This is a genomic window from Synoicihabitans lomoniglobus, assembly GCF_029023725.1.
Taxonomy (GTDB): domain Bacteria; phylum Verrucomicrobiota; class Verrucomicrobiia; order Opitutales; family Opitutaceae; genus Actomonas; species Actomonas lomonigloba.
Map to the genome: position 1 here is coordinate 4,627,527 of NZ_CP119075.1, position 26,244 is coordinate 4,653,770.

The window sequence follows — 26,244 nt, forward strand, 5'->3', positions numbered from 1 at the left end:
GAAAGATCGATCGCATGATCTGGGTGCCGTGGGTTGTCGGCAACGGAGCTGGGATGGGAACGGGGCAAAGCGGGGTGCGGCGGAGTCCTTCACCGAATCCGGAGGCAGTCGCAATCCTAAGTGCGTGTTTTCAAGCAGTTTGGGGCCATCCGCCCCCAAATCTCCCTCTCGTCGCGCGCATTCGCCACCCCTTGGCATTACGCACTTTCACCACGCCTCCCCCACACCATGCTCGTGAGCACGGCGATATCGTTGCGAAATTTAATCCAATTTTGTCCCAAAACAGGATTAGACTGCCGCATGGACCTCGCCCTCTCCACTCCGGCACTCCTGTTTCCGGCGATCAGCCTGCTGTTTCTCGCCTACACGAATCGGTTCCTGCACCTCGCGGCGCTGATCCGCAAGCTACACTCCGATCACCTCGCGGGCAACGATCCCTGTGCCAAAGAGCAGATTCTCAATTTGCATCGCCGGCTCAGCCTCATCCGCTGGATGCAGATCTGGGGTGTGGCCAGCCTGCTGGGATGCACCCTCGCCATGGTGTGCCTGTTTTTTGGCTGGGGCTCGACCGGCTCGATGGTTTTCGTGGCGAGTGTGCTCGCGATGACCGTCTCCCTCGCGTTGTCCCTGCGGGAGATTTTTATCTCCGGTGGCGCCTTGGCCATTCTGCTCGCCCAACTGGAAAACTCCCCTCGGGCCAAATCCTGAAATCCAAGATGCGCTTGCGTTCCACGCCATTTGACCCCGAGCAATTCGCCGTTTGGCGCGAGCACAGTATTGCGGCGTTTGCTGCCGACAAGATCGCCGCCGGCACTTGGTCAGCTGATCAAGCGCCCGCCCTGGCCGTCGCATCTTTCGATGAATCACTCCCCCAAGGATCGGATACAACCGGTCACGCGATCCGCCGCGTAATCAACGACGCAACTGAAGAACTGATCGGTTGGTTCTGGGTCGGTCCCGCCACCCACAGCGCGCCGGGAACCGCTTGGTTGTTCGATATCGAAATCGTGCCGGAGCATCGCGGCCAGGGCCACGGTCGAGCTGTGCTCAAATTGGCCGAAGACGAAGCGCGGACGCTGGGTTTCAGCACGCTCGGCCTCCATGTGTTTGCGCACAACCCCGTGGCGCGCCATCTCTATGAGGCCTGTGATTTCCAACTCACCGACCTGAACTACGCCAAAAAACTGTAAGGTTCGACCATGTCCCGCGATCCCCGTATCGACACCTACATCGCCCACGCGCAGCCGTTCGCCCAGCCCATTCTGAAGCACCTGCGTGAACTGGTGCATCAAGCCGTCCCCGAGGTGGTGGAAACCATCAAATGGGGAGCCCCGGCCTACACGCTGAAAGGCAAGCAGGTATGCCTGACCGCCAGTTTCAAAGCCCATTGCGCTTTGTCCTTCTGGGCCAAAGCCATGGAGGAGGTGCTCGCGGCCGACGGCATCGGGCCACAGGAGGGTATGGGCAACCTCGGCAAGATCACCGACCTGACCGACCTTCCCGCCCGAACCAAACTCATCCGTTACCTGCAAACGGCCGCGCGACTGGCCACCGCCGCTCCCGCCGGTCGACCCACCGCGAAAACTCGCAAGCCCACGCTCGCCACGCCGCCGGAGCTCGCCTCCGCTCTCCAACAACCGTCCCACGCCGCGGCCGCCCACACGTGGACCGCCTTCACTCCCGCCAAACGCCGTGAATACATCGAGTGGATCACGACCGCCAAGCAGGACGCCACCCGCGCCCGCCGCCTCGCGACCACCCTCCAGTGGCTGGCCGAAGGCAAGACTCGCCACTGGAAATACCAGAACTGCTAAAAAGCCTCGCTCGAAAACTCACGCTCCCCACGCCACCGACCCAGCATGCTGCGGCCGCGACGATGAACGGCTCACGCCATCACTAAAGTCAAATGGCAGGAATCGAACGCCGAGACCTAAAGATCTGTGACCGGGGGCCGATATAGTGAGATGACCCCCGTCGCGGCACCCCGACTCCGGATCCCACCCCCTACGTGATACCCTCCTTCCTGCATCGAACGGCCACCGCTTGGATAATTCTGGGACTGTCTCTCGTGGCGACGTTCATCGGCTGGCGGTTTTCCGTGGAATACACCGAACAAGTGGCGCAGGAGCGTTTCACGTTCGCCACCGACGAGGCCGAGCTCCTGATCGAGGAGCGCATGCTGGAGTATGAGCAAGCGTTGCGCGGTGGCGTGGGCCTGTTCGGTGCCTCCTCCCCCATCTCCCGCGATGACTGGCGGCACTACGTCGAAACATTGCGAATCCAACGCTACTTTCCCGGCATCCAGGGCATGGGCTTTGCGCGGCTGATTCCGCCCGAAGCGTTGGCCGATTTTGAAGCCGATATTCGTCGACAGGGTTTCCCTGATTTCAAGGTGACTCCGGCGGGACCCCGCGACATCTACACGGCGATCGAATTTCTGGAGCCCTTCGATGCGCGCAATCAACGCGCCTTTGGCTACGACATGTTTTCGCATCCGGTTCGCCGCGCCGCCATGGCACGATCCCGCGACACCGGTGAAGCGGCCATGTCGGGCCGGGTCGTGTTGCTGCAGGAAACCGACACGGACATCCAGCCCGGCGTCTTGACCTACCTGCCGGTCTATCGCCGGGATCACCCCACGAGCACGATCGCGGAACGGCGGGAGGCCCTGGTGGGCTACGTCTACGCCCCGTTTCGCATGCGGGACCTCATGTCCGGCATCCTCGAGCACACCCGGCGCGAGGTGGACGTGCAGGTCTATGACGGCCCGACCGTGAATCCCGCCACATTCCTGCACCAGACTTTCACTCCCGACGCGGTGGCCGGGGCCCCGGGCGAACCTCGTTTCACGGAGACCCGACAGATGACGATCTCGGGCCAACTCTGGACCATCGTCTACACCACCAACGAGAATTTCGATCAAGCGACCGTAAACTACTTGTCCAACTTCGTCGTCGGCACGGGCATCGCCATCGACCTGCTCCTGTTCACCATCATTGCGGCTCTCGGTGCCCGCTATCGGTCGGAGCATGTGGCCGCCACCACCTCGGCTGCCAAGGCTCAACAATACGCCTACCGCCACGCGGCGATATTGAAAAGCGCGGGCTCCGTGATCGTCGCCGCGAACGCGGAGGGTGTCATCGTCGAGTTCAATCCGGCGGCGGAAAAAATGCTGGGCTACACCGCGGCCGAAATGATTGACCGCGAAACCCCCGCCGTCTTTCACGACCCCGACGAGATCGCCCAACGCGCCGGGCAGTTCAGCAAAGAGTTGGGGCGACCACTCGAACCCGGTTTTGAGGTGTTCGTCGCCAAGTCGGATCTCAACCTGCCCAACACCCATGAGTGGACCTACATCAGCAAAGACGGGAACCGCATCCCGGTCCTGCTGACCGTTACCGCGCTGCGCGACAGCAACGATGCCATCACCGGTTACTTGGGCGTCGCGCATGACATCTCCGTGCAAGCGCAAGCCCAGCGCCGACTCGCCAACACTCTGGCCGAGGTCAAGTCCCTCACCGCGGCGCTCAACGAACATTCCGTCATCGCCGTCACCGATCTCAACGGGTTCATCCGCGAGGCCAACGACAAGTTTTGCGACATCTACGGCTACGCCCCCGAGGAGTTCATCGGCCAGGACTACGGCATGCTGAAATCCGGGGTCCATGATGGGGCATTTTTCGCCCAGATGTGGGGCGTCATTTCGTCCGGTCGACCTTGGCACGGCGAGATTTGCAACCGGGCCAAAGACGGCCGCCTTCGCTGGATCGACACCAGCGTCCTTCCCGTGCTCGACGCCGACGGCGTGCCCCGCAAATACATTGCCGTCAGCACCGACATCACGCCTCAACGCCAGCTGGTCAAGCGACTCGAACTCACGCAGCACATCGCCGCCATCGGAGGCTGGGACGTGGATCTGATCGCTGGCACCGTCCGGTGGACCGACGTGACCTACGACATCCACGAGTTGGAACGCGGATCACCCATCGATCTTGATCAGGGCATCGCCTTTTACCACCCCAACGACCGGCAACGCGTCCGCGACGTCGTGGAAAACGCGATCGCGACCGGAGAATCCTGGGACTTGGAGTTGCGCATCACCACCGCCAAGGGCCACGAGAAGTGGGTGCGGGCGGTGGGTCGCGTCGAGATGAGCGGCGACAACGCCATCGCCCTGTTCGGCACCTTCCAGGATATCCACGAAACCAAGACGGCCCAGCTCGCTCTGCGCGCCAGCGAAGAACGGTTCCGCACCCTTGCCGCCGTCCTCCCCATCGGCATCTGGGAAGTCAACGCCGAGGGCGACTGCCTCTACACCAACCGGGCCTACCAGGAGAGCACGGAGCTGACCTTGGAGGAAACGCTGGGACGCGGTTACACCACGGCCGTCCATCCCGAGGATGTGGACGGACTGTTTGCAGCGTGGAATCGCTTTGTGACGGGCACCGAGAGTTTCGAACACGAGTTTCGCTTCCGCACGAAATCGGGCCAGATTCGCTGGGTGCACTCCCAGGGCACCGCGATCAAACGCGACGGCCAAACTCTCGGCTACGTTGGCGCCAATCTCGATATCACCGAAAGCCGCCAAGCCATGAACGACATGGCCGCGTCCCTGCACGAAAAAGAAATCCTGCTGCGCGAGGTGCACCACCGGGTGAAGAACAACCTGCAACTCGTCTCCAGCCTGCTGAACCTGCAGGCCGGCTACATCAGCGACCCGACCACGCTCACGGTTTTTCGGGAAAGCCAGCAACGCATCCGCTCCATGGCCCTCGTCCATGAGATGCTCTACGCCCACACCTCTCTGGCCAGCATCCAAATCGATGTTTACCTCAAGGAACTGGCGGGGTCGCTGCGCCGCAACTTTCCGGACTTTGCCGCCCGCATCCTGCCGAGTTTCAACATCGCGCCGCTACACATTCAGCCCGAAAAGGCCATTCCCCTCGGTCTCATCGTGAACGAACTCCTCACCAATGCCTTCAAACACGGCATGCGTGACGATTCCCCGCTCGAGATCTCCATCGACCTGCAACCCGATACCGCGGGCCGGGCGGTGCTGCAGTTTTCCGACAATGGCCCGGGCATGCCGGCCGATGTCGAAGTCAAAACCCCGAAGTCACTCGGACTGCGCCTCATCTCCCTGCTTTCGCGGCAGTTGCAGGCCACCGTCACCCTTCCGCAAGCTGGTCAACCCGCCCACTTCGAGTTCATTCTGCCCATCGACCCGCCCTCGACCGCCGATAAATGAACGCGCTCCCCCGAATTCTCATCGTCGAAGACGAGGCGATTCTCGCCGAGGACATGCGTGAGTCCCTCCAAAGCCAAGCCTTCGAAGTGGTCGATATCGTCGACAGCGCCGCCGACGCCTTGGACCGGGCGCTGCAACTCCGGCCCGACCTCATCATGATGGATATTCACCTGCGCGGGAACGATGACGGGGTCACCGCCGCGCAGACGATTCGCGAGCAGTTGGACGTGCCCATCGTGTTTCTCACGGCCCACAGCGACCGGGCCACCCTCGATCGGGCCAAGGCGACCAGCCCCTACGGCTACTTGATCAAACCCTTTCAGGATCAGGAACTGCGCGCCACGGTCGAGATGGCCACCTACCGCCACAAAGCCGACGCCCAACTCGGCCGCATGGAGCGCTGGCTTCGCACCACCCTCCAGAGCATCAGCGACGGCGTGGTCACGGTCGACCTCCAGCGACGGGTCACGTTCCTCAACCCCGTCGCCGAGCTGGTCCTCGGATGGAACCGGCGGGACGCCGTCGGCAAATCCTATCAGGAGGTGTTTCGGTTGAGTGATCAAGCCGGTCATCCCGTCGTCGACCCCATCCGGACCGTCATCGAAAACGGCGAAACGCTGCACTTCGATCACAGCTACATGATCGAGACCAAAGACGGCCGCCGTCGCCGCGTCGACGACAGCATCACCCCGATCCGGGACGAGCACGACGCCATCACCGGCGCCATCATCATCTTCCGCGACGCCACCGAAAAATGGGAGCTGGAACGGAAACAGCAACGAGCCGAAAAACGCATTCAGGAGGCGCAACGCATGGAAAGCCTCGGCATGCTGGCGGCGGGGGTCGCGCACGATTTCAACAACCTGATGGCCGTGGTGATTGGCAACGCCGATCTCCTGCGCCAACCCGCGGTGACCCCGTCGGACCACGAGGAATCCATTACCGAGATTCTCACCGCCGCCAAACGGGTCGCCGGGCTGTGCGCCCAAATGCTCAGCTACTCCGAAAACGACCACCAAACTCCCTTGGAGCCGTTGGATATCACCCGACTTCTCGCCGCAACCACCGGGCAGTTGAGAACCCAGCAGCCCGCGAACGTGGAAATCCACACCGCTCCATCGAGCCCTTCACTGCGGGCGTTGGGTAACCCCGGGCGGTTGCGACAGCTGTTCACCAATCTGCTGCTCAATGCCTTCGAAGCATTTCAGGACCAACCCGGCCGCATCGACATCGAGGTGGTCACCGTTACCGCGCTCCCCGGTGATCTGCGCATCACCCCGGATCAGGATTCGGTCGGCGGATGCTGGATCAAGCTCACCGTCCGCGACAACGGCTGCGGCATGGACGCCGCCACCCGGGACCACATCTTTGATCCGTTCTTCTCCACCAAGTTCGTCGGGCGCGGTCTGGGCATGTCCATCGCGTTCAATGTCGTGAAGCTCCATCACGGCGGGCTCGGCGTCACCAGCACGCCGGACGCAGGCACATGCTTTGACCTCTATCTCCCCTGCGCCAAGGACGCCCCGGCCACCGCCGAAAGTTCCCGCGCTCCGTTCGCCCGGGTGGCCGAATTTTCCGGCCGCGCCATGGTGGTGAATCACGATGCCGATGAGCGCGAATTGATCACCATGATCCTGGGCGCGATGGGCCTGGGCCCCGTGGCCGTCACCGATAAATGCCAACCGGCCCTCGACCTGATCCGTCAGGAGCCGCCGCCCGCCGTCGCCCTCTTCGATCTGGGCACGCCCGGATCGTCCGGCACCGACATCCTGCGCGACTTGCGAACGACCCACTCCTGGATCCCGGTCGTGCTGACCGGCGACGGTTACTCCCCCGCAGTTGCCGACATCATCGCCGCCGATCCTTTCACCATCTTCGTCGCCAAACCGTTCGAAGTGCCAGACCTCGCTGCCGCCATTCGCGAGTTGCTCTCCCGCACCTGAGCCTGCCGGTCGCCCCGCTCTTTTCGGTGGTCCTCAAACAGTCCGGTCCCCTGCGACATTGCGACTGGTTTCACTCCGTTTTCGCTTCGTTGCTTCGAGTGCCCCTCGACTACCCCGCATGCCCCTGCCTCGTTGTTACACTTTCCCGCGAGCTCCCGCCTTCCTGCTGTTCGCGCTTTTGATCGCTCATATCGGTCGAGCGGACAAACACGTCGCGATCCGTGCCACCGCTTCGCCGGACTACGAGGCCTCCCGCCAAACCGAGAGTGGTGCTCCGCGCGTCGAACGCTACGTGTTTCTCAAAGGTAAGTTTTTTGAGGGTGCGATCCGTGACAAATCCCTCGAAGAAACCGAGATGATCGAGGTCGCTCGCGCCTTGGCTCCCCATCTGGCGAAGCAAAACTATCTGCCCACGTCCGAGACGGCCGAAGCCGACATCGTCATCGCCGTGCACTGGGGACTCACCACGTCGCTCAAACACAACACCGACTACGTCATGCACATGATGGAGCAAGCGCGCGAGCAGCAACGCGTGGACCAAGATTTCTACCAGGCGGTCTACGTCGACGAAAACGGCGCGGATATTATCCCGACCGACTACGCCCAAAGTTTGCTTCAGCAAGGTGCCGCCGATCGCGCCGCCGCGCCAGACTACGAATGGGCGCGCATGGCATCGACGCGTTCGGAACGCGACATCAGTGAACGCCCCATTGCGACCGTGCTGGGTTTTTCCGAGGCGCTGCGTCGTGACGCCAAACGGGCCGTCGCGGGCGAAGATGCCCGCACTCTCCGTCACTATCTCAACGAGGAGCGGTATTTTGTCATCCTCATGGCCTACGACCTCAAAAGCGGGAAGGATGGCAAACCGATGGAACGCAAATGGGTCGCTCGCCTGAGTGTGGCCGCCGCCGGCATCAATTTTCCCATGGCCCTCGAACGTCTGGGCGAAACCGGCTCCGACTATTTTGGCACCGACCAACCCGAACTCAAAGTAAAGCGAGCCCCGGTGAACGACCACCGCGGCGAGGTCGAGATCGGCGACGCCATCGTCATCGAAAACCCCTGATCGTCCGACAACACGGGGTTATCGCTTCAGGGCCCGCCAGGCGTAGCGACCCACGGTCAGAGTTCCGGCCGCCACGGCTTCACCCGTGATGGCATCCGTGAGCCCATCCGGCACCACCACCGTGCCGCCTTGACCGTCGCAATTGATCGCGATCCACCACGACTCGCCGTTCGCATCACATTGCGGTGCGATCAACGTGCCCGGACTCGGCTGCCCCCATGACGCCACCCCCGCTTCCGCGGCACAGGACCGCACGAACTCGTGTAACCACTTTCCTCCTACATCGCCCTCCGGCTCGGCGGTTAGCATGACGATGCGTCCCGCCCCCCAATCACGCTCCGTCCACCACGCCAACCCCTCGGCGGGGGAATCACTGCGCAACACCCCGCGCACCCGCGTCGCCTCCGACGACGGTCGCAGAGCCATTCCCCACCCCGCCAGCGGGATCTCCCGCGCGGAATCAACAATGCCCTTGGTCCCGCTGCCGGTCAGGGGCCACGCGTAAACCATCTCCACCCCGGCAAGACGCTCCAACCGCGCCCCCAAGCCCGCATCGGTTGGCACATTGTGCTCCGCCGTCCGCGTGCCCGTCAGCGGACCGCACACCCAGGTGCCACCCGCCCGCACCCAGGCTTCCACGCGATCGAGAAACACTTCGTCCACGCACGCCATCGCGGGCGTGAACAGCACCTTCAACCCATCGAGCGCAGCCCCCTCGAAACGCACGTCGCGCGGCAACCCCGCATCGCACAGCCGCCGGTGCCACGCTTTGAGCGTCGCCAGATAATCCACCGCATGTCGCTCACGATCGGCCCCCAACGGTTCGACGTCCAGCATCACGCGGCCGCGGTCGCTCCACGTCAGCGCCACCTCCGCCGGGGCCGGGCAACTGTTCGCCAACAGCGGTTCCAACGCTCGCCGCGCGGACTCGACCGCCTGCACTTCGGCGTGACCGATGCTCGGCTTAAACCACGCACTCATCACCGCACTGTGCGGCATCTCACAACCCCCGCGTTGCTGACGCCACAGCCAGTAACACATCGTGCGTGCCCCGAGCGCGAAGGACACCACCGCTTCCGCCGCCAAAAATCCCTTGGGGTGGGACGTCTCGTGGGCCCCGAACCAGCCATTGTGGGCCACGCTCGTTTCCATCACCCAGTGCGCCCGATTTGGTTTGGCGGCCCGAAACAGATCGTGATCGAACACCCCGTCGCTCCAATTCGCCGCCGACGGGTAATCGTCGAACGACACAAAATCCAACCCCGTGCTCATGCGCTCCAGATTGACCGCAAACCCCACGCCAAAGTTGTGCGTGATCGGTTGCTCGGTGTGCCGCCGCAGGATCGCCGCCTGCTCATCCATGAACGCCGCCACGCGTTCCCGCGCAAACATCCGCCACGCCGTGCTCAACGACGCGTGGTGCAGAAACGGCGTCGACACCGGGGCGGGCACTTGGTCGAAACGTTGATACGTCTCGCTCCATACATCCGTGCCCCACGCCGCGTTGAGCTCATCGATCGAGCCGTAACGCTCGGCCAGCCACCCGTGCCACGCCGCGATCGCGTGCGGATTAAAATCCTCCGCCACGTGACACTTGAACTCGTTGTCGATCTGCCATCCCACAATCGCCGGATGCCGCCCCAGCTCCGCCCCACACGCCTCGACGATGCGGTGGCAGGCCGCCCGCACGTCGGGGTTTTCAAAGGAGGCATGTTGCCGACTGCCATGACTCATCACCACGCCGGCCGCGTCCGTAAAACACCGCTCCGGATGCCCGTGCGTCAGCCAAATCGGCGGCGTCGGCGTCGGCGTGCACCACACCACGGCGATGCCGGCGGCGTGCAACCGATCCAGCACGCCCTTGAAATACTCGAGTGAAATCTCGCCCTCATTCGGTTCGATCACCGACCACGCAAACTCCCCCATCCGCACCAGGTTGATCCCGAGCCGCTGCATCTCCGCGATATCGCGTTCGAGATCTCCGGCGGGCCAGAGCTCAGGGTAATAACAAACACCGTGGTAAAGAGGGGTCGCAGGCATGGGAGGTAAAATCCGACCCCATTCCTTCACGGGCAGCCACTCAATTCCCGCCCGCACCGACTGTCCGATTTCCGCCCCCATCAGGTCCGGTCGCACATCCCTTCCGGAAACCACGTCATCACGACTCATTCAACCGCCTGAGTGGCGATCGGATCGCGACTCATCGGCATCGCGATCGTGGTGGGAGCACATCCTGGCGGCGTCCCTCGGCTGCACCGCCGACGCCCCGGGTCTTCCCTCCCCCAAATGATCATATGAAACCACCCCGCTCATTACGTCACTTCACCCGACTGCTTCTCCTTTTCGCATCGGGCTTTTTTACGTCCGCCGGCTTTGCCGCCGACATCACCCTCACCGCCGCCATGCTCAATGACTACCACCTCGGTGGGGGCATCGTGGACTTCGCCGACGCCACCATCGGCTACCCGCCCAACGACGTGCCCAACAATCTCGCCCCCGGCGACACCATCTACATCGAGGCCCACACCCGGAAATTCATCCGCATCAAAAATCTCACCCAAGGCACCGCGGCCAACCCCATCACGATTACCAACACCGGTGGACAATTCATTCTCGAAGCCCCCAGCCCCACCGACGCCACCTCCAAGGGCATCGGATTGTTGGGCGTCCAGCACGTGATCCTCAAGGGCACCCCCGACCCCGGCAACTACGACTACGGCATTAAAATCGCCAGCACCAAGAACGGCGCCACCGGCATCAAGATCGGTCACAACGGCCAGACCGGCGAAGACTTTGTGGGCTCCTTCGATGTCGAGGTCACGGGCATCGAAATCGGCAACACCGGCTTTGCCGGCATCCAAGCCAAGTGCGAAATCGCCGCCGCTGATCTGCCCGAGGAAGGCTACATCATGGAGGACATCCACATCCACCACAACTACATCCACGATGTTCACGGCGAGGGTCTCTACATTGGTTGGACGTCCTCGGGGCACCACGACATGGGCAACGTCACCATCAACGACAATCTCATCGTCAACGCCGGCTGGGACGGCATTCAGCTCACCACCTGCCGCGAAGGGGGCCTGATCTACAACAACATCATCCTCGGTTACGGCGTGAACAGCTACACCGCCGAGGAAAACAACATCCCCTACTATTGGCAAAACAGCGGCATCGGGGTCAGCGGTTCCACCCTGGATATTCACCACAACTGGGTGCAGGCCGTCAGCGAGTATGCCGGGGCCGCCGTCAGCGTCTCCACCTACGGCGACACCACCGTGACCAACAACGTGCTCATCGGCGGCGACTTCAGCTCCGATCCGGCCGAGGACGGCATCTACATCTCCGAGGGCTCGACGCCGCCAATGGGCGCGACCATCACTATCGCCAACAACACCGTGATCGAACCCGAGCGCGACGGTATTCATATCACCAATACCGTTAGCCTGCCGGTGGCGTTTACCAACAACATCGTGGCCCATCCCATCACCGGCGGCTACGCCGTGGACAACACCGGCACCGCCCTCACCGCCACCACCAACCTCTACACCGCCACCGTTGCCGCCGCCGGATTCGTCGACGCGAGCTCCGACGACTATCATCTCGCCAGCGGTTCGGCCGCCATTGATACCGGCACCGACACGTCGGCCGCCGGCGTCACCGACGACTTCGACACCTTGCCCCGGCCCGAGGGCGCGGCCTACGACATCGGGGCGTTTGAACGCGAAGCGGACATCACCCTGACCATCATCACGCCCGACGCTTGGGGCACGGCCTCCGGCAGCGGCTTCTGCTCCGCCGCAACGGCCTTCAACGAACAACCCACCTGGGACGCCGCCAACCTCATCCCGGTGGGCGACGCCGCCAGCCCGCATGCCGGCACCAAGACCGCCTATACCAACCGCCACTGGTATATGGATTTCGGGGCCGACTACGCCAACGTGCGCATCGTGGCCATGTGGACCCGCTACCGCCCCTCCAGCCCCGGCAGCTTCAGTGGCTTCGACGGCATGTGGTGGGACAATGACAACGACAACGTCAACGACGGCACCACCGCCACCGGCATGAACTTCGGCACCGCCCAGGACATGCCCAGCACCAGCGAGCAATTGTGGGTGCAGGACGCCGATTTTTCCGGCGCCCCGATCACCCCACCCAGTCGCTACCTCCTGGTCAGCACGGGATCGACACCCACTGATCGCGGCAACGAGTTCGCCTTTGTCGGCTACATCGTGCCCTGACATTGCCCCGACTCCCTGCGGCGGCGATCGCGGCTCCTGAGGCCCGATCGCCGCTGGCCGTTTTACTCCCGCCGCCCCCATGCCCGCCTTCGATCTCCCGCTCGATCAACTTCGCACCTACCGAGGCGCTTCGCCGCGGCCGGCCGACTTCGACGCCTACTGGGAGGCGGGGCTGCGGGAGCTCGATCACACCGACCCCGATCCGGTGCTCGTGCCCAATTCCACCATCACGACACCTCAAACCGAATGCTTCGACCTGTGGTTCACCGGGGTCGGCGGCGCCCGCATCCACGCCCAGTTCGTGCGGCCGCGACGATCCGATGTGACCACCGCCAACCCCGGTCCGGCCGTCTTGCTGTTTCACGGCTACTCCGCTGCCTGCGGCGACTGGAGTTCACTGCTGGGATTTGCCGGGGCGGGTCTCGCCATCGCCATGCTCGACTGCCGGGGCCAGGGCGGCGCGTCGGAAGACGTGGGCGGCGTCAAAGGCATGACCTTGCGCGGCCATTTCGTGCGTGGATTGGCCGACCCCGACCCGACCAAACTGCTCTTTCGTGCCATCTATTTGGATACCGTGCAACTGGCCCGGGTAGTGATGGCGCAACCCGAAATCGACGCCGCTCGCGTCGGTGCCTTCGGCGGTTCCCAGGGCGGCGCACTCACCCTGGCCTGCGCCGCCCTCGAACCACGGCTTAAACGCATCGCGCCTGCGTTTCCCTTTCTGAGCGACTTCCGTCGGGTCTGGGCCATGGATCTGGCGGAAAATGCCTACGAGGAACTGCGCTACTTCCTGCGAATCAACGACCCCTGTCACGAACGCGTGGAAGAGATCTTCACCCGCCTCGGCTACATCGACGTGCAACATTTGGCGCCGCGCATCCAGGCTGAGGTGTTGTTTTTCACCGGCCTCATGGACAACGTCTGCCCACCCAGCTCCCAGTTCGCCGTGTTCAACCGCATCACCGCCCCCAAGGAAATGGTGATGTATCCGGATTTCGCCCACGAAGCGCTGCCCGGCGCCGCGGACCGCACCTTCAATTTTCTTCTCGGTCTTTAATCCCTACTTCATTTTTCGCCCTCCCTCCATGGCTCGCGTCACCCTCTCCCGTCTCACCAAGACCTACCCCGCCGCCCGCAAGAGTCCGGCATTTACCGCCGTCAAGGGCATCGATCTGGAGATCCGCGACGGGGAGTTCATGGTGCTCGTCGGTCCGTCCGGCTGCGGTAAGTCGACCACGCTGCGCATGATCGCCGGGCTGGAGGACATTACGGCCGGCACCATTGCGATCGGCGACGAGATCGTGAACGACCAGCTGCCCAAGGACCGAGGCATCGCGATGGTGTTTCAAAACTACGCGCTCTACCCCCACATGACCGTGGCCGAGAACATGGCCTTCGCCCTCAAATTGGCCAAGACCCCGCGCTCGGAAATTGACCAACGGGTGGCCGCCGCCGCCGAGACTTTGGGCCTCACCAGTATGCTCGATCGCAAACCCGCCGCCCTTTCCGGCGGGCAACGCCAACGCGTCGCGGTCGGTCGCGCCATCGTGCGCCAGCCCCAGGTGTTTCTCTTCGACGAGCCACTGTCCAATCTCGACGCCAAGATGCGCGTCGCCATGCGCACCGAAATCTCGCGCCTGCACGACCAACTCCGCACCACCATGATCTATGTCACCCACGATCAGGTCGAAGCCATGACCATGGGTGATCGCATCTGCGTGATGCGCGGCGGCGAGATCATGCAGGTGGCCGACCCGCTCACCCTCTATCGCCAACCGGCCAATGCCTACGTGGCGGGGTTCATTGGCTCGCCGCCCATGAACCTGATCCACGGCCGCCTCGAATCGCGGGCGGGCGGACCGTTCTTTGTCGAAAACAGCGACGGCTCATCGCGCATGGAAATTGGGCTCAGCGGCACGCCCGCCGCCGATCTCGCCGCGCTCGCCCCCCACGCCGACGTCATCCTCGGCATCCGCCCCGAGGCCATCACCACCGAGCCGCATTCCGGCACGGCCCGCATCGAGGGCACCATTGAACTCAGTGAACCCATGGGCGCCGAAACCCACCTGCACGTGCGCACCGCCGCTCACACGGTGATCGCCCGGGTTCATGCCGATGCGCGTTTCAATGCTGGAACCAGCCAACCCCTGTTTGTCGATCTCGCGAAACTGCACGCCTTCGACGCGGCCACCGAGCAGGCAATCCGCGCGACGCCGTGAGTCGGCTTGACCGGACCTAACCGGACCTAAACCGCCACCGCCTGGCGCGGGGTCATCGCCGGAGCGGACGGTGTCAGCACATGACCTTTGACCAGGCTGCGCTGCGTGTCCTCACCAAACCGTTGGTCCCGCCCCTGCACTTTGGCGGCGAGCCGTTCGACCGCATACATCGCCACGATCTCGCTGCGATCGTCGATCTGTTGACAACCGGAGTCAGACGTTTCCAAGCACACCACCGTAACGTCCTTGGCCAACACGTCCTGCGCAATCGCGGCCGCGCCCCGACCACCGCAAACGACTGCCTCGGGGCGGTGCCGATGCCACCAGGCGAGCAGATCGCCGTGGGCGTCCTCGCGACAACCCAACACGCACTGCGGCACGTCGCGCAGACATTCGCCGTCGTGCTGAAAACTCAAATACCGACTGCGAACCAGCCCGCCCGAGGCGGCGTCAAAGGCGGGATCCAGCACCAATCCGATGTTGGCTGCTCCCGCTTGATCGAGCCACGACAGCGCGATTTCGAGATTGTGATAATAATCGCCGCAAACGACGTCGAGCCACTCGCCGGCGCGATAATCCCCGAGCGCCATGGTGCAAAATCGCCCGCGCAAGGTCTCGAACAACTCCGGTCGCATCGCTCCCGCCACCGGACACATCACGCCCTCAATGCCGCGCGCCCGCAAGATCTCCGCCAAGCGCGCCGGTCGCAATCCCGGCTCCGCCGCCCACAGATCGGTCAGCACGTAACCGAGCGCCGCCGCCCGTTGCCGCGCCGCCGCGTAGACCTTGATGCCCTCCGGGTCACGGCGCCAAAAATCCCGGGTGGGTTCCTGGTTCAACCACGCCAACGGCAACGAGCCGCCCGCCTGCGTTTTCTCCGTGCGCAAAAATGCCAGATTGCGGGCCGCCGCGTTGGGCCGGTAGCCCATGCTGGCCGCCGTTTCCTGAATGCGACGCCGCGTCGCCAGCGGGATGGACGGAGCGTCTTTGAGCGCAAGGCAGATGGTGCTGGGGTGCACCTTGCACGCCATGGCCACGTCTCGCTGAGTCACTGGGGATAGGGATAACATGAATCTGCTGGTTAATGGGGTGAGTGCACTCTACGCTTTTTTACTGCTGCACTGAATAGGTTCAGTGGGATAAGACATGTGTTTTTAGGTAAGACCCCGCTCATGACCCACGTCATCGATCACACCATCAAAACCCGGTTGCTGTTGCGGCCGATTCGCTCCCATTTGGGCACCATCCGCCTGGCCGGCGTCAATCAGGGCGGCGTCGGGGTCGGCATGGCGCCGGAACCGTTGCGCACCTTGTCGTGCTACACCTTCAACCTCATCCTCAACGGCCACGGATTTTACCGCGAAGCCGACGATCGGCTCACCCCGCTGCAACGCGGCGACATCGCGTTTTCCTTCGCCCATGTGCCCCACGGCTACGGCACGGTGGGCGACGCGCATTGGGATGAACTGTGGTTCGAGTTTGAAGGGCCGGTCTTCGATCTGATGCGCCAGACCGGCTTGCTCGATCCCGCCCAACCCATCCATCGCACCGGCGACAGCGACGCGTGGTTTCGGCGCTTGTTTCGCATCATCCCGCCATCCCATCTGCGCCAACGCACGCCCCCGCAGGTCATCGTGTCGCGCTTCGTATCCGTGCTCACCGAGATCCTCGCCGATCAGGAAACGCCCGAAGAACCCGACAATCCCACCGATGATTGGGTCAACCGCGCGTGTGAGATGCTGGGGCACCTCGACGAGAGTCCGGTGCCAACCCCCGCCGATGTCGCCCGCAAACTCGGCATGTCCTACGAAACGTTTCGCAAACGGTTTCGCGCCAAGGTCGGTTTCTCGCCGGGCCAGTTCCAACTCGATGCCCGCATCGACCGCGCCGCCGCATTGCTCCATCAGGGGCGGTTGCAGATCAAGGAAATCGCCGCGCACCTCGAGTTCTGCGATGAGTTCCATTTTTCCCGCAGCTTCAAACGCCGCTTCGGCACGTCGCCGCGTGAATTCCGTCGTCGCATTCTCGGACGTTGAGCTTCGTCAACCGACGCCCTCAATCGATTGAGCCGTCGGTTCCTTGAGCCACCGCGTCGCCTCTGCCCTCGTCACCCCACCGCATGCCGACCTCCGATCTGAACTTCTCCCTGCGTCACGCCACCTTCGAGTTCGGGTGGAACCTGACGACCGATCGCGCGCGGCTCACGCGCCGCCAAGACGCGTCCGCCGTGGTGTGGGAGGGCACATTGTTGCCCCTATTCTGGCTGCAATCCAAGGACGGGACGCGCCGTGCGATCAAAGCCACCGCGGCGGCGGAAACGACCGAGCTGCACGCCACCGGTGGTCGGATCGGGCTCGCGCTCGCGGACCTCGGCACCGGGCAATTGACCGTCGCCGTCGATGCCGATCGCGGCGGGCTCCGTTTCGAAAATCTCACCCTCAACTGGGCGCCCGATCAGTCGGCTCCCGCGATCATTTCGATCCACTACGGTGCGGATATCCTCACGCCGGAGCAGCGTCTGGCCGCGCCGACTTTGGCGCGACCGTTCTGGCCCAATTGGCGCGCCGAGGGTTTCGGGCTGCCGGGGGCCAAGACCGCGCCCATGCAGAGCTTTTTCCGCAGTTGGGATTTTGGGCAGGCCGACATCGCGCTCGGCAGTTTTGGTCCGGCCATGGGCACGCCCTATGGCGCGGCGTTTCCGCGGCCGGTTTACGGCGCGGGCCTCGGCGGTCGCCACGGCTGGTTGTGGTGCGGCGCGGGCGATCCGCCCGACGGCGCCCTGACCCTGCAGGTGCGCGCGTGCAGCGGATCACTCGAATGGCGATTGCGCGAAGATTTGTGGGGCGCGCCGGCGGAACACGAACGCACGTGGACAGCACCGCTGACGCTGCGTTGGGCCGACACGTTGTGGACCGCGATTCGCGATACGTTCCGCGCCTTCTCCGTTCACGACCGTCCGCGTGCGTCCCACCAGAAATCGTTCTGGGGCACGTGGGGCGACTTTCGCGCCGGCATCTACGATCTGCCCTCGACGGCCGATCGCGCCGTCGACGAGGTCGGGGCCAACGTGCTCTGCATCGACGACCCCTGGGAAACGTTCAAGGGCAGTTGCGCGCCCGACCCGGCCAAGTTGCCCCGCTTCGACGCGGACCTCGCTTACATTCGTCAACGCGGATTGGGACTCGGGATTTGGATGCCCATCGCGTGGATCGCCGATCCGGAAGCGGTCGGCCTGACCGCCGACGACTTGCTGCTCAATCGTGACGGCAATCCGATTCGCGCCAATTGGGCCAATGACCCGCTCGAAGGTCTCAACGCCCCCTGTTGTCTCGATCCCAGCTCGGCGGCGGCCCGGCAATTTCTGGTCGAACGCACGCACCGCGTGATGCGCGATTACCGCCCGTCGCTGCTCAAACTCGACTTCGGCTATGGCGTGCCCGGACCCGACGGCTGCGCCCCGCGCAACCCCGCGCTGCGTGGCGAACGCCTCAGCCTCGCGCTGGCTCAAGTCATCGCCGACGCCGCGCGCGAAATCGACCCGACCGTCACGATTCTCGGCTACGCTTTGCATCCGCGTTGGGACGCCGTGCAGGACCAACTTTCGCTCGACGATCTCGGCGACGCCGGCACGGCCGAAGCCGCCGCGCATCGGCAATGGAGCGTCTGGGCCGCTCTCGTCGGAGCACGGGGATTGGCCATCATGGGATCGAGTGGTTACGATTGGGCCGCCGATCCCGACGTATTGCTCGACTCCGCCATCCTCGGCGCGCCCGGAGCCAACCTCCCGCGACTCACCGAAACGGGCGATCCGGTGCTGGCCGCAACCATGGCGCGACGCCGCGCCATCACGCGCTGGCATCGCCCGGCCCGCGCGTGGGAGCCGCTCTGGCTGAACTCCGACATCGGACAAATCGGTGTCGATCCCGACGCACGCAGCTGGGGTCGGAATGAACGCGGCGAGGACGGCGCGCTACGGCTCACCGCACTGGCATTGCGCGACCCTCTCGCGAACCCGACAGCATCTCTCCCGCATCTCGCGTGGACCGGCCGGTGGGCGGTGCTGTCGCTCACCAACGACGACGTGTTTACCGCGAACGAAGTGGTGTTGGTGCCGTTCGATGATGGACGGCTGGAGTTGGCCCGCTCCACGCGGCCCAAGCGCATCGTGGCCGTCGGCAACGACGAGGAAACTGAGTTTGCAACCTGGCAATGGAACGCCGGCGTCCTGCGCGTGGAATACGTAGCCACCGCCGAACCGTGGTTGGGCTTGCGAGTGATCTCCTGAAGCGCGAGTAAGCTCGCCGCCTACCCAACCTTCTGAATCCGACCCACCGTAGGCCGCGAGCTCGCTCGCGCTCCCCTCCGCACGCGACGCTCTCAGCCCTTCACCGCGCCGACCGTGAGGCCGGCGACGAAGAAGCGTTGGCCCACGAGAAATATCACCACAATGGGCACGAGCGTCAGCAACGCGGCCGCCATCATGAGCGACCACTCGGTGCCATATTGCCCCTGAAACGACAGCAACCCGATCGGCAGTGTATTGAGCGCCGATTGGTTCGTCACCACCAGCGGCCACAGGAAACTGCCCCACACCCCGAGAAAGGTGAAAATCGCCAACGTTGCGAGCCCGGGCAGCGACAAGGGCAGTATGATGCGCGCAAAGATCGCCCAATGTCCGCAGCCATCGATCTCCGCCGCCTCGTCCAATTCGCGCGGAATCGACAGGAAAAACTGGCGCAGCAAAAACGTGCCGTAAGCCGAAAACATCATCGGCACGATCAACGCAAAATAGGAGTCGAGTCCCACCAATCGACCCACCGCCGGATCATCCACGGTCGTGCCGAGCACGCGCGACGACATCCAGTCGATCCACGGCGCGAGCTGCGTCAGGATTTCGGGCAGCATTTTCATGGCCACAAAATTGGGGATCATGGTCACCGCCGCCGGCACCATCATCGTCGCCAGATAGAGCATGAAAACCGTGTCCCGCCCACCCCACTGCAGACGCGCAAACGCATAGGCCGCGCACGCGCTCGTGACGGTCTGCCCGAGCGTCACCGCGAGCGCCACGAGCAGGCTGTTCAGGTAGTAGCGGCCGAACGGAATGATGCGCCACACCTCGGCAAAATTATCCCAGTGCCATGACTGCGGCACCAGCATGTCGGTGAGCGATTCCGACGCCTGCATGGCCTCGCCCGGCGCCGCCAACGCGGTCACGAACATGAACGCCAACGGCACCAACATCGTGGCCCCGACCATCAGCAGGGGCACGTGGAGCAACAGCGCGGCAAAACGGGAACGCGACGGAATCATGACAGGTAGGCCGCGCCCCCGCGCCGGCGATTGATCAGGGTGAGCCCGAGCACGAGCACGAAGAGCACCCACGCGACGGCCGAAGCGTAGCCCATCTCAAAACGCAGATAGGCTTTTTGGTAGATGTAGAAACCGATCGTGGTGGTCGATCCGTTGGGACCGCCGCCGGTCATGATAAACGCGGAGTCAAAGCCGCCCTGCAGCCCGTAGATCAACCCCATGGTGAAGATGAAAAACGTCACCGGCATGATCGACGGCCACGTGACCACGCGAAAGCGTTGCCACGCATTGGCACCGTCGACCTGGGCGGCTTCATGCAGCTCCACCGGCACGTTTTGCAGGGCGGCGAGATAAAGGATCATGCTGGTGCCGCCGACCGTCATCCAACTGCCCATGAGCATGAGCGCCGGCTTGGCCCAGGCGACCGATCCCAACCAGTCGGGCCCATCGATGCCGAGCGCGCCAAGGAGGTTGTTGAGCAGCCCGTAGTCGGCGTTAAAAATCCACCGCCAGAGATAAAAAATCGCCACCCCCGCGAGGATGCTCGGGAAGAAGAATACCAGACGGTAAAGGTAGATGCCGGGCAGTTTGCGGTTGAGCAACATGGCCAGTCCGAGCGAGCCCGCCATGTTGATCGGCAGGCTCAGCATCATGAAAAACGTGTTGCCCAGATACTGCCAAAACAACGGATCGTTGGCCACCCACCCGCCAGTGTCGCGATGGAAACCGAGCAGCTGCACGAAGTTGTCCCATCCCACCCATTGCGGCGGCGTAAGCAGATCCCACGACATGAAACTCAGGCCCAGCGCCGCGATCACCGGCCACAGCGTGAACAATAAAAAGCCGATGAGATTGGGCAGCAAAAACCACAGCGCCACGCGCCGGTTGCGCCGTTCCCGGGAAAGACTCAAGCGCCGACTCATAACAGGCCCCGCTCCTGATTTTTCTGCAACCAAGCCCGCAGGTCGGCGGCGAGTCCCGCCACGATTTCCGCCGCCGGGACATCCGGTGCGGCCAGGGCCTGTTCGAAACGGCGCTGGATGATGGCTTCGAGTTCCATGGTGCCGGGCACTTGCGCCAGCGACTGCCCCACCCCCGGCTCCAGCGTTTCCATGTAACGGTGAACCGACGCCGGCCGCGTCATGCTCGCCAACAACCGCTCGCCCGCCGCGGTGCGGCGCAGCGGCAATCCGCGATGACCGCTCACAAAGGATTCGTTGGCCGTCTCCGAGACGTAGAACCGCAGATACTCGCGCGCCAACTCCGGATGCTTCGAGCGGCGCGAAATCCCGACCGCCGTCGCGAAATACGGCACCACGCGACCGTCCGGCCCCGCCGGCACGGGCGCCACGTCCCAATTGAGCGCGGGGGCCTGGAGCAAGATGGTCGTGACCGCGCGCCCCCAAAACATAAACGCGGTGCGCCCGTCTCGAAACATCTCGCTCTCGCCTTGATCCAGCACCGTGCCGCGCGCGACCGCCCAGCCTTGCGCGTGCATGCGCCGCCAATACTCGATCGCTTCGACCGCCAGCGGTGACTCCACCGTGACGCGCTGCGGATACGCCGGATCGTCGAAGCAGCGCACGCCATAGGCCGTGATGAAATACTGCGGCGGAGGCAACGCGCAGGCGTAGTCGGTCAACGCTCCGCCATCACCGCGCAACCGGCTGAGCTTGGGGCCCCATGCCTCCAGTTGCGCCCACGTGAACGATTCGTCCGGCAAACTGAGACCCGCCGCCGCCAACGCATCGAGGTTGGCGATCGACACCATGCCGTCGAACAGCGCCGGCACCGCGAAATACTTTCCCTGATACCGAAAGGCATCGCGCGGCCCGGGATAAAACGCGCCCTCCGCATCGAGTTCGCCGACAAGATCCGTCAGATCGGCGAGCACCCCGCGCGCTGCCCAATCGTAGTAAAACGCCGTCGTCACCATCATGAGATCGGGCTCGTTGGCCGCCACCAGCATCGATTGCAATTTCTCGGCGTAACGGCCGCCCGTGAACATCAGGTCGAGTTTCACGCCCGGATGCGTCGCCTCAAATTTCCGGGCAATCTCCTGCTCGATCGCCGGGGTGCTCCAGAACGATCCGCGCAGCGTCACGCCATCGGTCGCCCGCGGCACGCAGCTGGTCAGCACACCCACCGCTCCCACAACAACGGCGAGGACGAAGGCACGGGGGTTAAATCGTAACATGGGGCAATCGCGGAGGGTGACTCCGGCCTTTTCTCAGACAACGAATAACGTCACTCAAGCGATTGAATCCGGCCACCCCCGCCATCCGACGCCGGAACCACCAACCTACTCCCCATGACGCTGCCTCTTTGTTCGCCCCGTTCGCTCCGCAGATTCGTTGCCTTGCTGGGCACGGCCACGCTTTTCGTCTCCGCCGCCGCTCACGCCCGCGACCACATCATCGCGCTCGACGTCGCCACGGTCGACGGCAAGGCCCTCGAAGTCGCGCCCGGCGACCGGCTGCTCATCGCCGCCGGTCCGCGCCGCATGTTGCGCCTGGAAAACCTCACCGGCTCGGCCGATGCCCCCGTGATCATCATCAACGACGGCGGTCAGGTCGTGATCCACAACGACGATCAGTTCGCCGACATCCTGATCAGTCACTCCCGTCACCTGCATCTCACCGGCACAGGCAGTGCCGACCATGCCTACGGCTTCCATCTCACCGGCACCAATCCCGACGGTTCGGGCATCATCGCCGCCGGCCTGTCGTCGGACCTCGAGATCGACCATATCCACATCCAGGATACGGGTTTTGCCGGCATGCTGGTGAAAACCGACGGCGCGGTGAACACGTTCATGGATCACATCAACATCCATCACAACTTCATCCACGACACCGGCGGCGAGGGTCTCTATATCGGCGAGACCAAGTATCCCGGGCAGGTCTTCCGCCATCTGAAGGTGTGGAACAATGTGATCGTGAACGCCGGTTGGGAATCGCTCCAAATCTCCAACGCTCCCGAAGACGTGCGCGTGCACCACAACGTCTTTCTCAACTCCGGCCGCGAGGAGGTGCTGTGGCAGGACAACAACCTGCAGTTCACGTCGTCGGTCCGCGCCGAGGTCGACCACAACCTCGTCATCGGTTCGATCTCCAACCTCGTTATCGCCTCCGGTGGACTGCCCAAACATTTCCATGACAACTACCTCGCCACCGACGGTTCGACCGGGCCGGTGTTTTACCTCGACGACAGCCGCTTCCCCGATCTGCCCGAGACCACCTTCATCATCGAAAACAATTTCATCCACGCCACGCCGACCATGCAGGCGGTCGTCCAGGCCAACGGTTCACGCAGCCGGCTCCAGTTGCGCCGCAACATCTGGCAGGGCGCCCGGCGGTTCCTGAAAACCCACCGCTGGGTCGACACCTACGAGGTCGTGCAAAACACGAACGTGCCGGTCGCCCCACCCCGGTTTCGTGATCCCGCCGTCGGCGACTACCGTCTCGTCGCCGACGACGTCTACCTCGCGCGCGGCATCGGCCTGCTGCCCGATTGGCAACCGCCCGGGCGTCCTCAAGCGATTGAGTGAGCGGTCGGTTTCCGCCGGGCCGCGCAAGGTAATGCTGAGACCAGATGGATCCCACTCTACCCGTGACCGCCTCTTCGCCCCGCCCCGCTTCCCCCGCTCCCCGTTCGCTGCATATCCAGCCGGCGTGGACGGCGCCGCGCACGGCCTTCCGCCACACGTGGGAAGGCGTGATCAATGTGGACCAGTTTCGCTGGATGGTGCGGCGCGACATGCAGGACCACCTCGCCATCGCTCAGCGCGAACTCGGGGCCCGCCATGTGCGCGCCGTCGGCATGTTCGACGACGAACTGCGTGTGCTCCGTTCGAGCCCCGGTTCGTTTCTCGGCTACGAGTCCAAGGAGCCGCGCACCAACTGGCAGATCACCGACTACATCATCGACTCGTTGCAGGATCGCGGCCTGCACCCGATGTTCACCACCAGCTTCGTGCCCAGCGCCCTCACCTCGGGCCCGACCACCGTCTTTAGTGACAAGTCCCGCACCAGTCCGCCCGACGATTGGCGGAAGTGGGAAACGTTGGTCAAAGAAGGCGTCGCCCACGCCCTCGATCGCTACGGCCCCGACATCGTGCGCCAGTGGTATTTCGAGGTGTGGAACGAGCCCAACCTGCACGGCTGGTTCTGGGGCGGTTCCCAACAGGACTTCATGGACCTGTGGCGCGTCACTCACGGCGCGATCAAATCCGTCGACGCCTCGTTGCGCGTGGGTGGTCCGTCCTGCGGTCGCGCCGAGTGGATCGACGACCTCATGACCTACGGCAACGCCCACGACTGCGCGCCGGACTACCTCATCGCCCACATTTACAACAACGACAGCGCCGAGGATCTCGCGCTCGCCCCGTTCGACGGACCGCAGGAGGACAAGACCAGCAAGTCGCCCAATTCCGCCGCCGGCGTGATCCGCGGTGTGCGCGCCATGGCCGACCGTTTCGGTTTCAAAGGTGAGTTGCATTGGAACGAATGGGGCCGCTCCTTTCACGGCGTCGACCACCGCCGCGAGTGCCCCAGCGAAGCCGCTTTCATCGTGCGCACGCTCGCTGAGATTTCGCAGGAAGCCGACGCCTTCGCGTATTGGTGCATCAGTGACATCTACGATCAGGTCGGCTACGGCCGCGAAGCCTTTTACGGCGGCTACGGCCTGCTGAGCCTGCAAGGCCTGCGCAAACCGGCCTTTCACGCCTTTCGCCTGCTTGGCCTGCTCGGCACCGAACGCGTGGCCGTCACCGGCGAAGGTCTGGACTCGTTTCACAGCGCCATCGCCACCCTCTCTGCGCCCGCCACCGGCCACGTATTGGTCTACGCCTACGACCACGAAGACGAGCCCAGCACCCAAGCCCTTAACGTCGCGGTGGATATTCCGGCCGGCTCACGACCGGGACGCCTCTTCCGCGTCGATTCGCAGGAAAACAATGTTATCGCGCGCTGGCACGACCTCGGAGCCCCGGACTATCTCTCCCGCGCCCAGACCGCCGATCTCGCCGCCGACAACGACCTCACGCCCTCCTCCGTCCGCGTCGATACGACCACGATCGACAGCCGCACCACCGCCCGCTTCCCCATGGAATCCCCCGGCATCGCCCTCCTGGAAATCATCCCCGCCTAACCCCAATTTCCCGCCCCCCTGAACGGGGTCACCCCCCTGAAGGGGGTCAGGCCGTGTTTTGTGTATTTTTTGAATACTCCGATACGTATTTGCGCACGGCATCCGGGCGTCCCATCTGAAGCGCTTCGGCAATCCACGCATACGGAACCGCGCCTCTCTGGCGTAGCTCCCACGCGAGTTGGATTTTCCATCCGACGCTCTTTCGCTCCGATTGAACATCGGCCGTGGTTTTCCCGGCCGCACTCAGCAGCTTCGCCAAAACGGACCTCCAATGAAGTATCTTCACGTCTCGCACCACTTGGCCTTCCACCCCCGGTGCATCGACTTGGGAGTGATGCTGCTCGGCCAGTCCCGCGCGCCAGCGATCCGCTCCGACCGCCCAACCCGTGGTCAAGGCATCATGCTCCGCCCGACAATCGCCTTCATCCTCACGCAGATAGCGATCGCGCAGATGGGACACGTAGGATTCCCAACCTCCGGGCGTATCCTCCATCCCTAGGGTAGTTAACCACGGATCTGCAACCAAGCCCTTGCAGCGCTGGTTTTTAAGAAACCTCGCCAGACTGCTCCAGCGAAATTCATGGAGATGCTCCACTGGCACGATCCCCGCCCGCACCGGATTCAAGTGAATGTAGTCGGCCACGCGGGCCCACACCCCCTCGTTCTGCAACACGAACGCCTGGTATCGCCCCTGAAACAAGTGCCCCCGTTCTCCGCGCAAACGATTGAACCGCGTTGCAAACGTGCTTTGCAGCCAGTGCATCCCTTCTCCCAAGTTCCCGGCGGGCGTGCGCACCGCCAGATGAAAATGGTTACGCATCACCACGTAGGCTCCCAGCTCCCAACCATACTGCGCGACCGCCTCTTCCAAGGTTTTTACAAAAGCCTGGGCAGCCCCAGCCGAGCCAAAGACATCAGAGCGGTAATTCCCCCGGTTGATCACATGGTAGATCGCCCCCGGGTATTGAATTCGTAACATTCGAGCCACCATCCTCACTCTTCACCTCTCAATCCAGGGCAGTCAATACTACACGTAACTCGGCTTGACCCCGTCGAGTGGGAC

General features: G+C 63.5%; 19 protein-coding genes. 13 read left to right on the forward strand and 6 right to left on the reverse strand.

The genetic code is table 11. The features are described 5' to 3' along the window. Window positions 1-300: 300 nt before the first annotated feature. From PXH66_RS17785 to PXH66_RS17810, 6 genes are all read left to right on the forward strand, one after another. Window positions 301-708 (forward strand): DUF2721 domain-containing protein, encoded by a 408-nt coding sequence (locus PXH66_RS17785; RefSeq protein WP_330931142.1) that lies wholly within the window; start codon window positions 301-303, stop codon window positions 706-708. An 8-nt stretch (window positions 709-716) separates the two neighbouring features. Then, window positions 717-1,190: a GNAT family N-acetyltransferase gene (locus tag PXH66_RS17790; RefSeq protein ID WP_330931141.1), complete on the forward strand. Its 474-nt coding sequence runs from the start codon at window positions 717-719 to the stop codon at window positions 1,188-1,190. Between the two features lie 9 nt (window positions 1,191-1,199). After that, window positions 1,200-1,814 carry a YdeI/OmpD-associated family protein gene (locus tag PXH66_RS17795; protein ID WP_330931140.1) on the forward strand — a complete coding sequence of 205 codons (615 nt, stop codon included), beginning with the start codon at window positions 1,200-1,202 and terminating at the stop codon, window positions 1,812-1,814. A 194-nt stretch (window positions 1,815-2,008) separates the two neighbouring features. Continuing rightward, window positions 2,009-5,248 (forward strand): CHASE domain-containing protein, encoded by a 3,240-nt coding sequence (locus PXH66_RS17800; RefSeq protein ID WP_330931139.1) that lies wholly within the window; start codon window positions 2,009-2,011, stop codon window positions 5,246-5,248. Next, window positions 5,245-7,191, forward strand: a complete 1,947-nt coding sequence (locus tag PXH66_RS17805) for a response regulator (RefSeq protein WP_330931138.1) — start codon at window positions 5,245-5,247, stop codon at window positions 7,189-7,191. Before PXH66_RS17800 ends, PXH66_RS17805 begins: the two co-directional genes overlap by 4 nt. A 118-nt stretch (window positions 7,192-7,309) precedes the next feature. Continuing rightward, the gene (locus tag PXH66_RS17810; RefSeq protein ID WP_330931137.1) at window positions 7,310-8,257 is read left to right on the forward strand and encodes a hypothetical protein; all 948 of its coding nucleotides are present in this window, start codon (window positions 7,310-7,312) and stop codon (window positions 8,255-8,257) included. An 18-nt stretch (window positions 8,258-8,275) separates the two neighbouring features. Here the strand turns inward: PXH66_RS17810 and PXH66_RS17815 are convergent, their stop codons facing one another. Beyond that, window positions 8,276-10,297, reverse strand: a complete 2,022-nt coding sequence (locus PXH66_RS17815; RefSeq protein ID WP_330931136.1) for a beta-galactosidase — start codon at window positions 10,295-10,297, stop codon at window positions 8,276-8,278. Window positions 10,298-10,551: 254 nt separating this feature from the next. On the opposite strand from PXH66_RS17815, the gene PXH66_RS17820 reads away from it, so the two are divergent. From PXH66_RS17820 to PXH66_RS17830, 3 genes are all read left to right on the forward strand, one after another. Continuing rightward, window positions 10,552-12,498, forward strand: coding sequence for a right-handed parallel beta-helix repeat-containing protein (locus tag PXH66_RS17820; RefSeq protein ID WP_330931135.1), 1,947 nt, complete (start codon window positions 10,552-10,554; stop codon window positions 12,496-12,498). A gap of 79 nt (window positions 12,499-12,577) precedes the next feature. Beyond that, window positions 12,578-13,555, forward strand: a complete 978-nt coding sequence (locus PXH66_RS17825) for an acetylxylan esterase (RefSeq protein ID WP_330931134.1) — start codon at window positions 12,578-12,580, stop codon at window positions 13,553-13,555. Window positions 13,556-13,583: 28 nt separating this feature from the next. Next, a complete protein-coding gene (locus tag PXH66_RS17830) occupies window positions 13,584-14,717 on the forward strand; it encodes an ABC transporter ATP-binding protein (protein ID WP_330931133.1) in 1,134 nt (377 codons plus the stop codon). 26 nt (window positions 14,718-14,743) lie between these two features. Here PXH66_RS17830 and PXH66_RS17835 read toward each other — a convergent pair whose 3' ends face one another. Next, on the reverse strand, window positions 14,744-15,787 hold the full coding sequence (locus PXH66_RS17835) for a helix-turn-helix domain-containing protein (protein WP_330931132.1): 1,044 nt from the start codon (window positions 15,785-15,787) through the stop codon (window positions 14,744-14,746). Between the two features lie 102 nt (window positions 15,788-15,889). Between PXH66_RS17835 and PXH66_RS17840 the strand changes: the two genes are divergently transcribed. Together PXH66_RS17840 and PXH66_RS17845 are read left to right on the forward strand one after the other, a co-directional pair. After that, on the forward strand, window positions 15,890-16,753 hold the full coding sequence (locus PXH66_RS17840) for a helix-turn-helix domain-containing protein (protein WP_330931131.1): 864 nt from the start codon (window positions 15,890-15,892) through the stop codon (window positions 16,751-16,753). 83 nt (window positions 16,754-16,836) lie between these two features. Further along, the gene (locus PXH66_RS17845; RefSeq protein WP_330931130.1) at window positions 16,837-19,002 is read left to right on the forward strand and encodes an alpha-amylase family protein; all 2,166 of its coding nucleotides are present in this window, start codon (window positions 16,837-16,839) and stop codon (window positions 19,000-19,002) included. A gap of 92 nt (window positions 19,003-19,094) precedes the next feature. On the opposite strand, the gene PXH66_RS17850 is transcribed toward PXH66_RS17845, so the two are convergent. Genes PXH66_RS17850 through PXH66_RS17860 form a run of 3 tightly spaced genes read right to left on the reverse strand, consistent with a single transcriptional unit; the run spans window position 19,095 to window position 22,227 of the window. Continuing rightward, window positions 19,095-20,030 (reverse strand): carbohydrate ABC transporter permease, encoded by a 936-nt coding sequence (locus tag PXH66_RS17850; RefSeq protein ID WP_330931129.1) that lies wholly within the window; start codon window positions 20,028-20,030, stop codon window positions 19,095-19,097. Then, window positions 20,027-20,941, reverse strand: a complete 915-nt coding sequence (locus tag PXH66_RS17855) for a carbohydrate ABC transporter permease (protein ID WP_330931128.1) — start codon at window positions 20,939-20,941, stop codon at window positions 20,027-20,029. The genes PXH66_RS17850 and PXH66_RS17855 overlap by 4 nt, the downstream gene beginning before the upstream one ends. 8 nt (window positions 20,942-20,949) lie before the next feature. Then, on the reverse strand, window positions 20,950-22,227 hold the full coding sequence (locus tag PXH66_RS17860) for an ABC transporter substrate-binding protein (protein ID WP_330931127.1): 1,278 nt from the start codon (window positions 22,225-22,227) through the stop codon (window positions 20,950-20,952). A gap of 114 nt (window positions 22,228-22,341) precedes the next feature. Here PXH66_RS17860 and PXH66_RS17865 point away from each other — a divergent pair, with 114 nt between their 5' ends. Then, the gene (locus PXH66_RS17865) at window positions 22,342-23,580 is read left to right on the forward strand and encodes a right-handed parallel beta-helix repeat-containing protein (RefSeq protein ID WP_330931126.1); all 1,239 of its coding nucleotides are present in this window, start codon (window positions 22,342-22,344) and stop codon (window positions 23,578-23,580) included. A gap of 62 nt (window positions 23,581-23,642) precedes the next feature. Further along, window positions 23,643-25,181 carry a GH39 family glycosyl hydrolase gene (locus PXH66_RS17870; protein ID WP_330931125.1) on the forward strand — a complete coding sequence of 513 codons (1,539 nt, stop codon included), beginning with the start codon at window positions 23,643-23,645 and terminating at the stop codon, window positions 25,179-25,181. Window positions 25,182-25,227: 46 nt separating this feature from the next. Here PXH66_RS17870 and PXH66_RS17875 read toward each other — a convergent pair whose 3' ends face one another. Next, the gene (locus PXH66_RS17875; protein WP_330931124.1) at window positions 25,228-26,160 is read right to left on the reverse strand and encodes a transposase; all 933 of its coding nucleotides are present in this window, start codon (window positions 26,158-26,160) and stop codon (window positions 25,228-25,230) included. Between the last annotated feature and the right edge of the window lie 84 nt (window positions 26,161-26,244).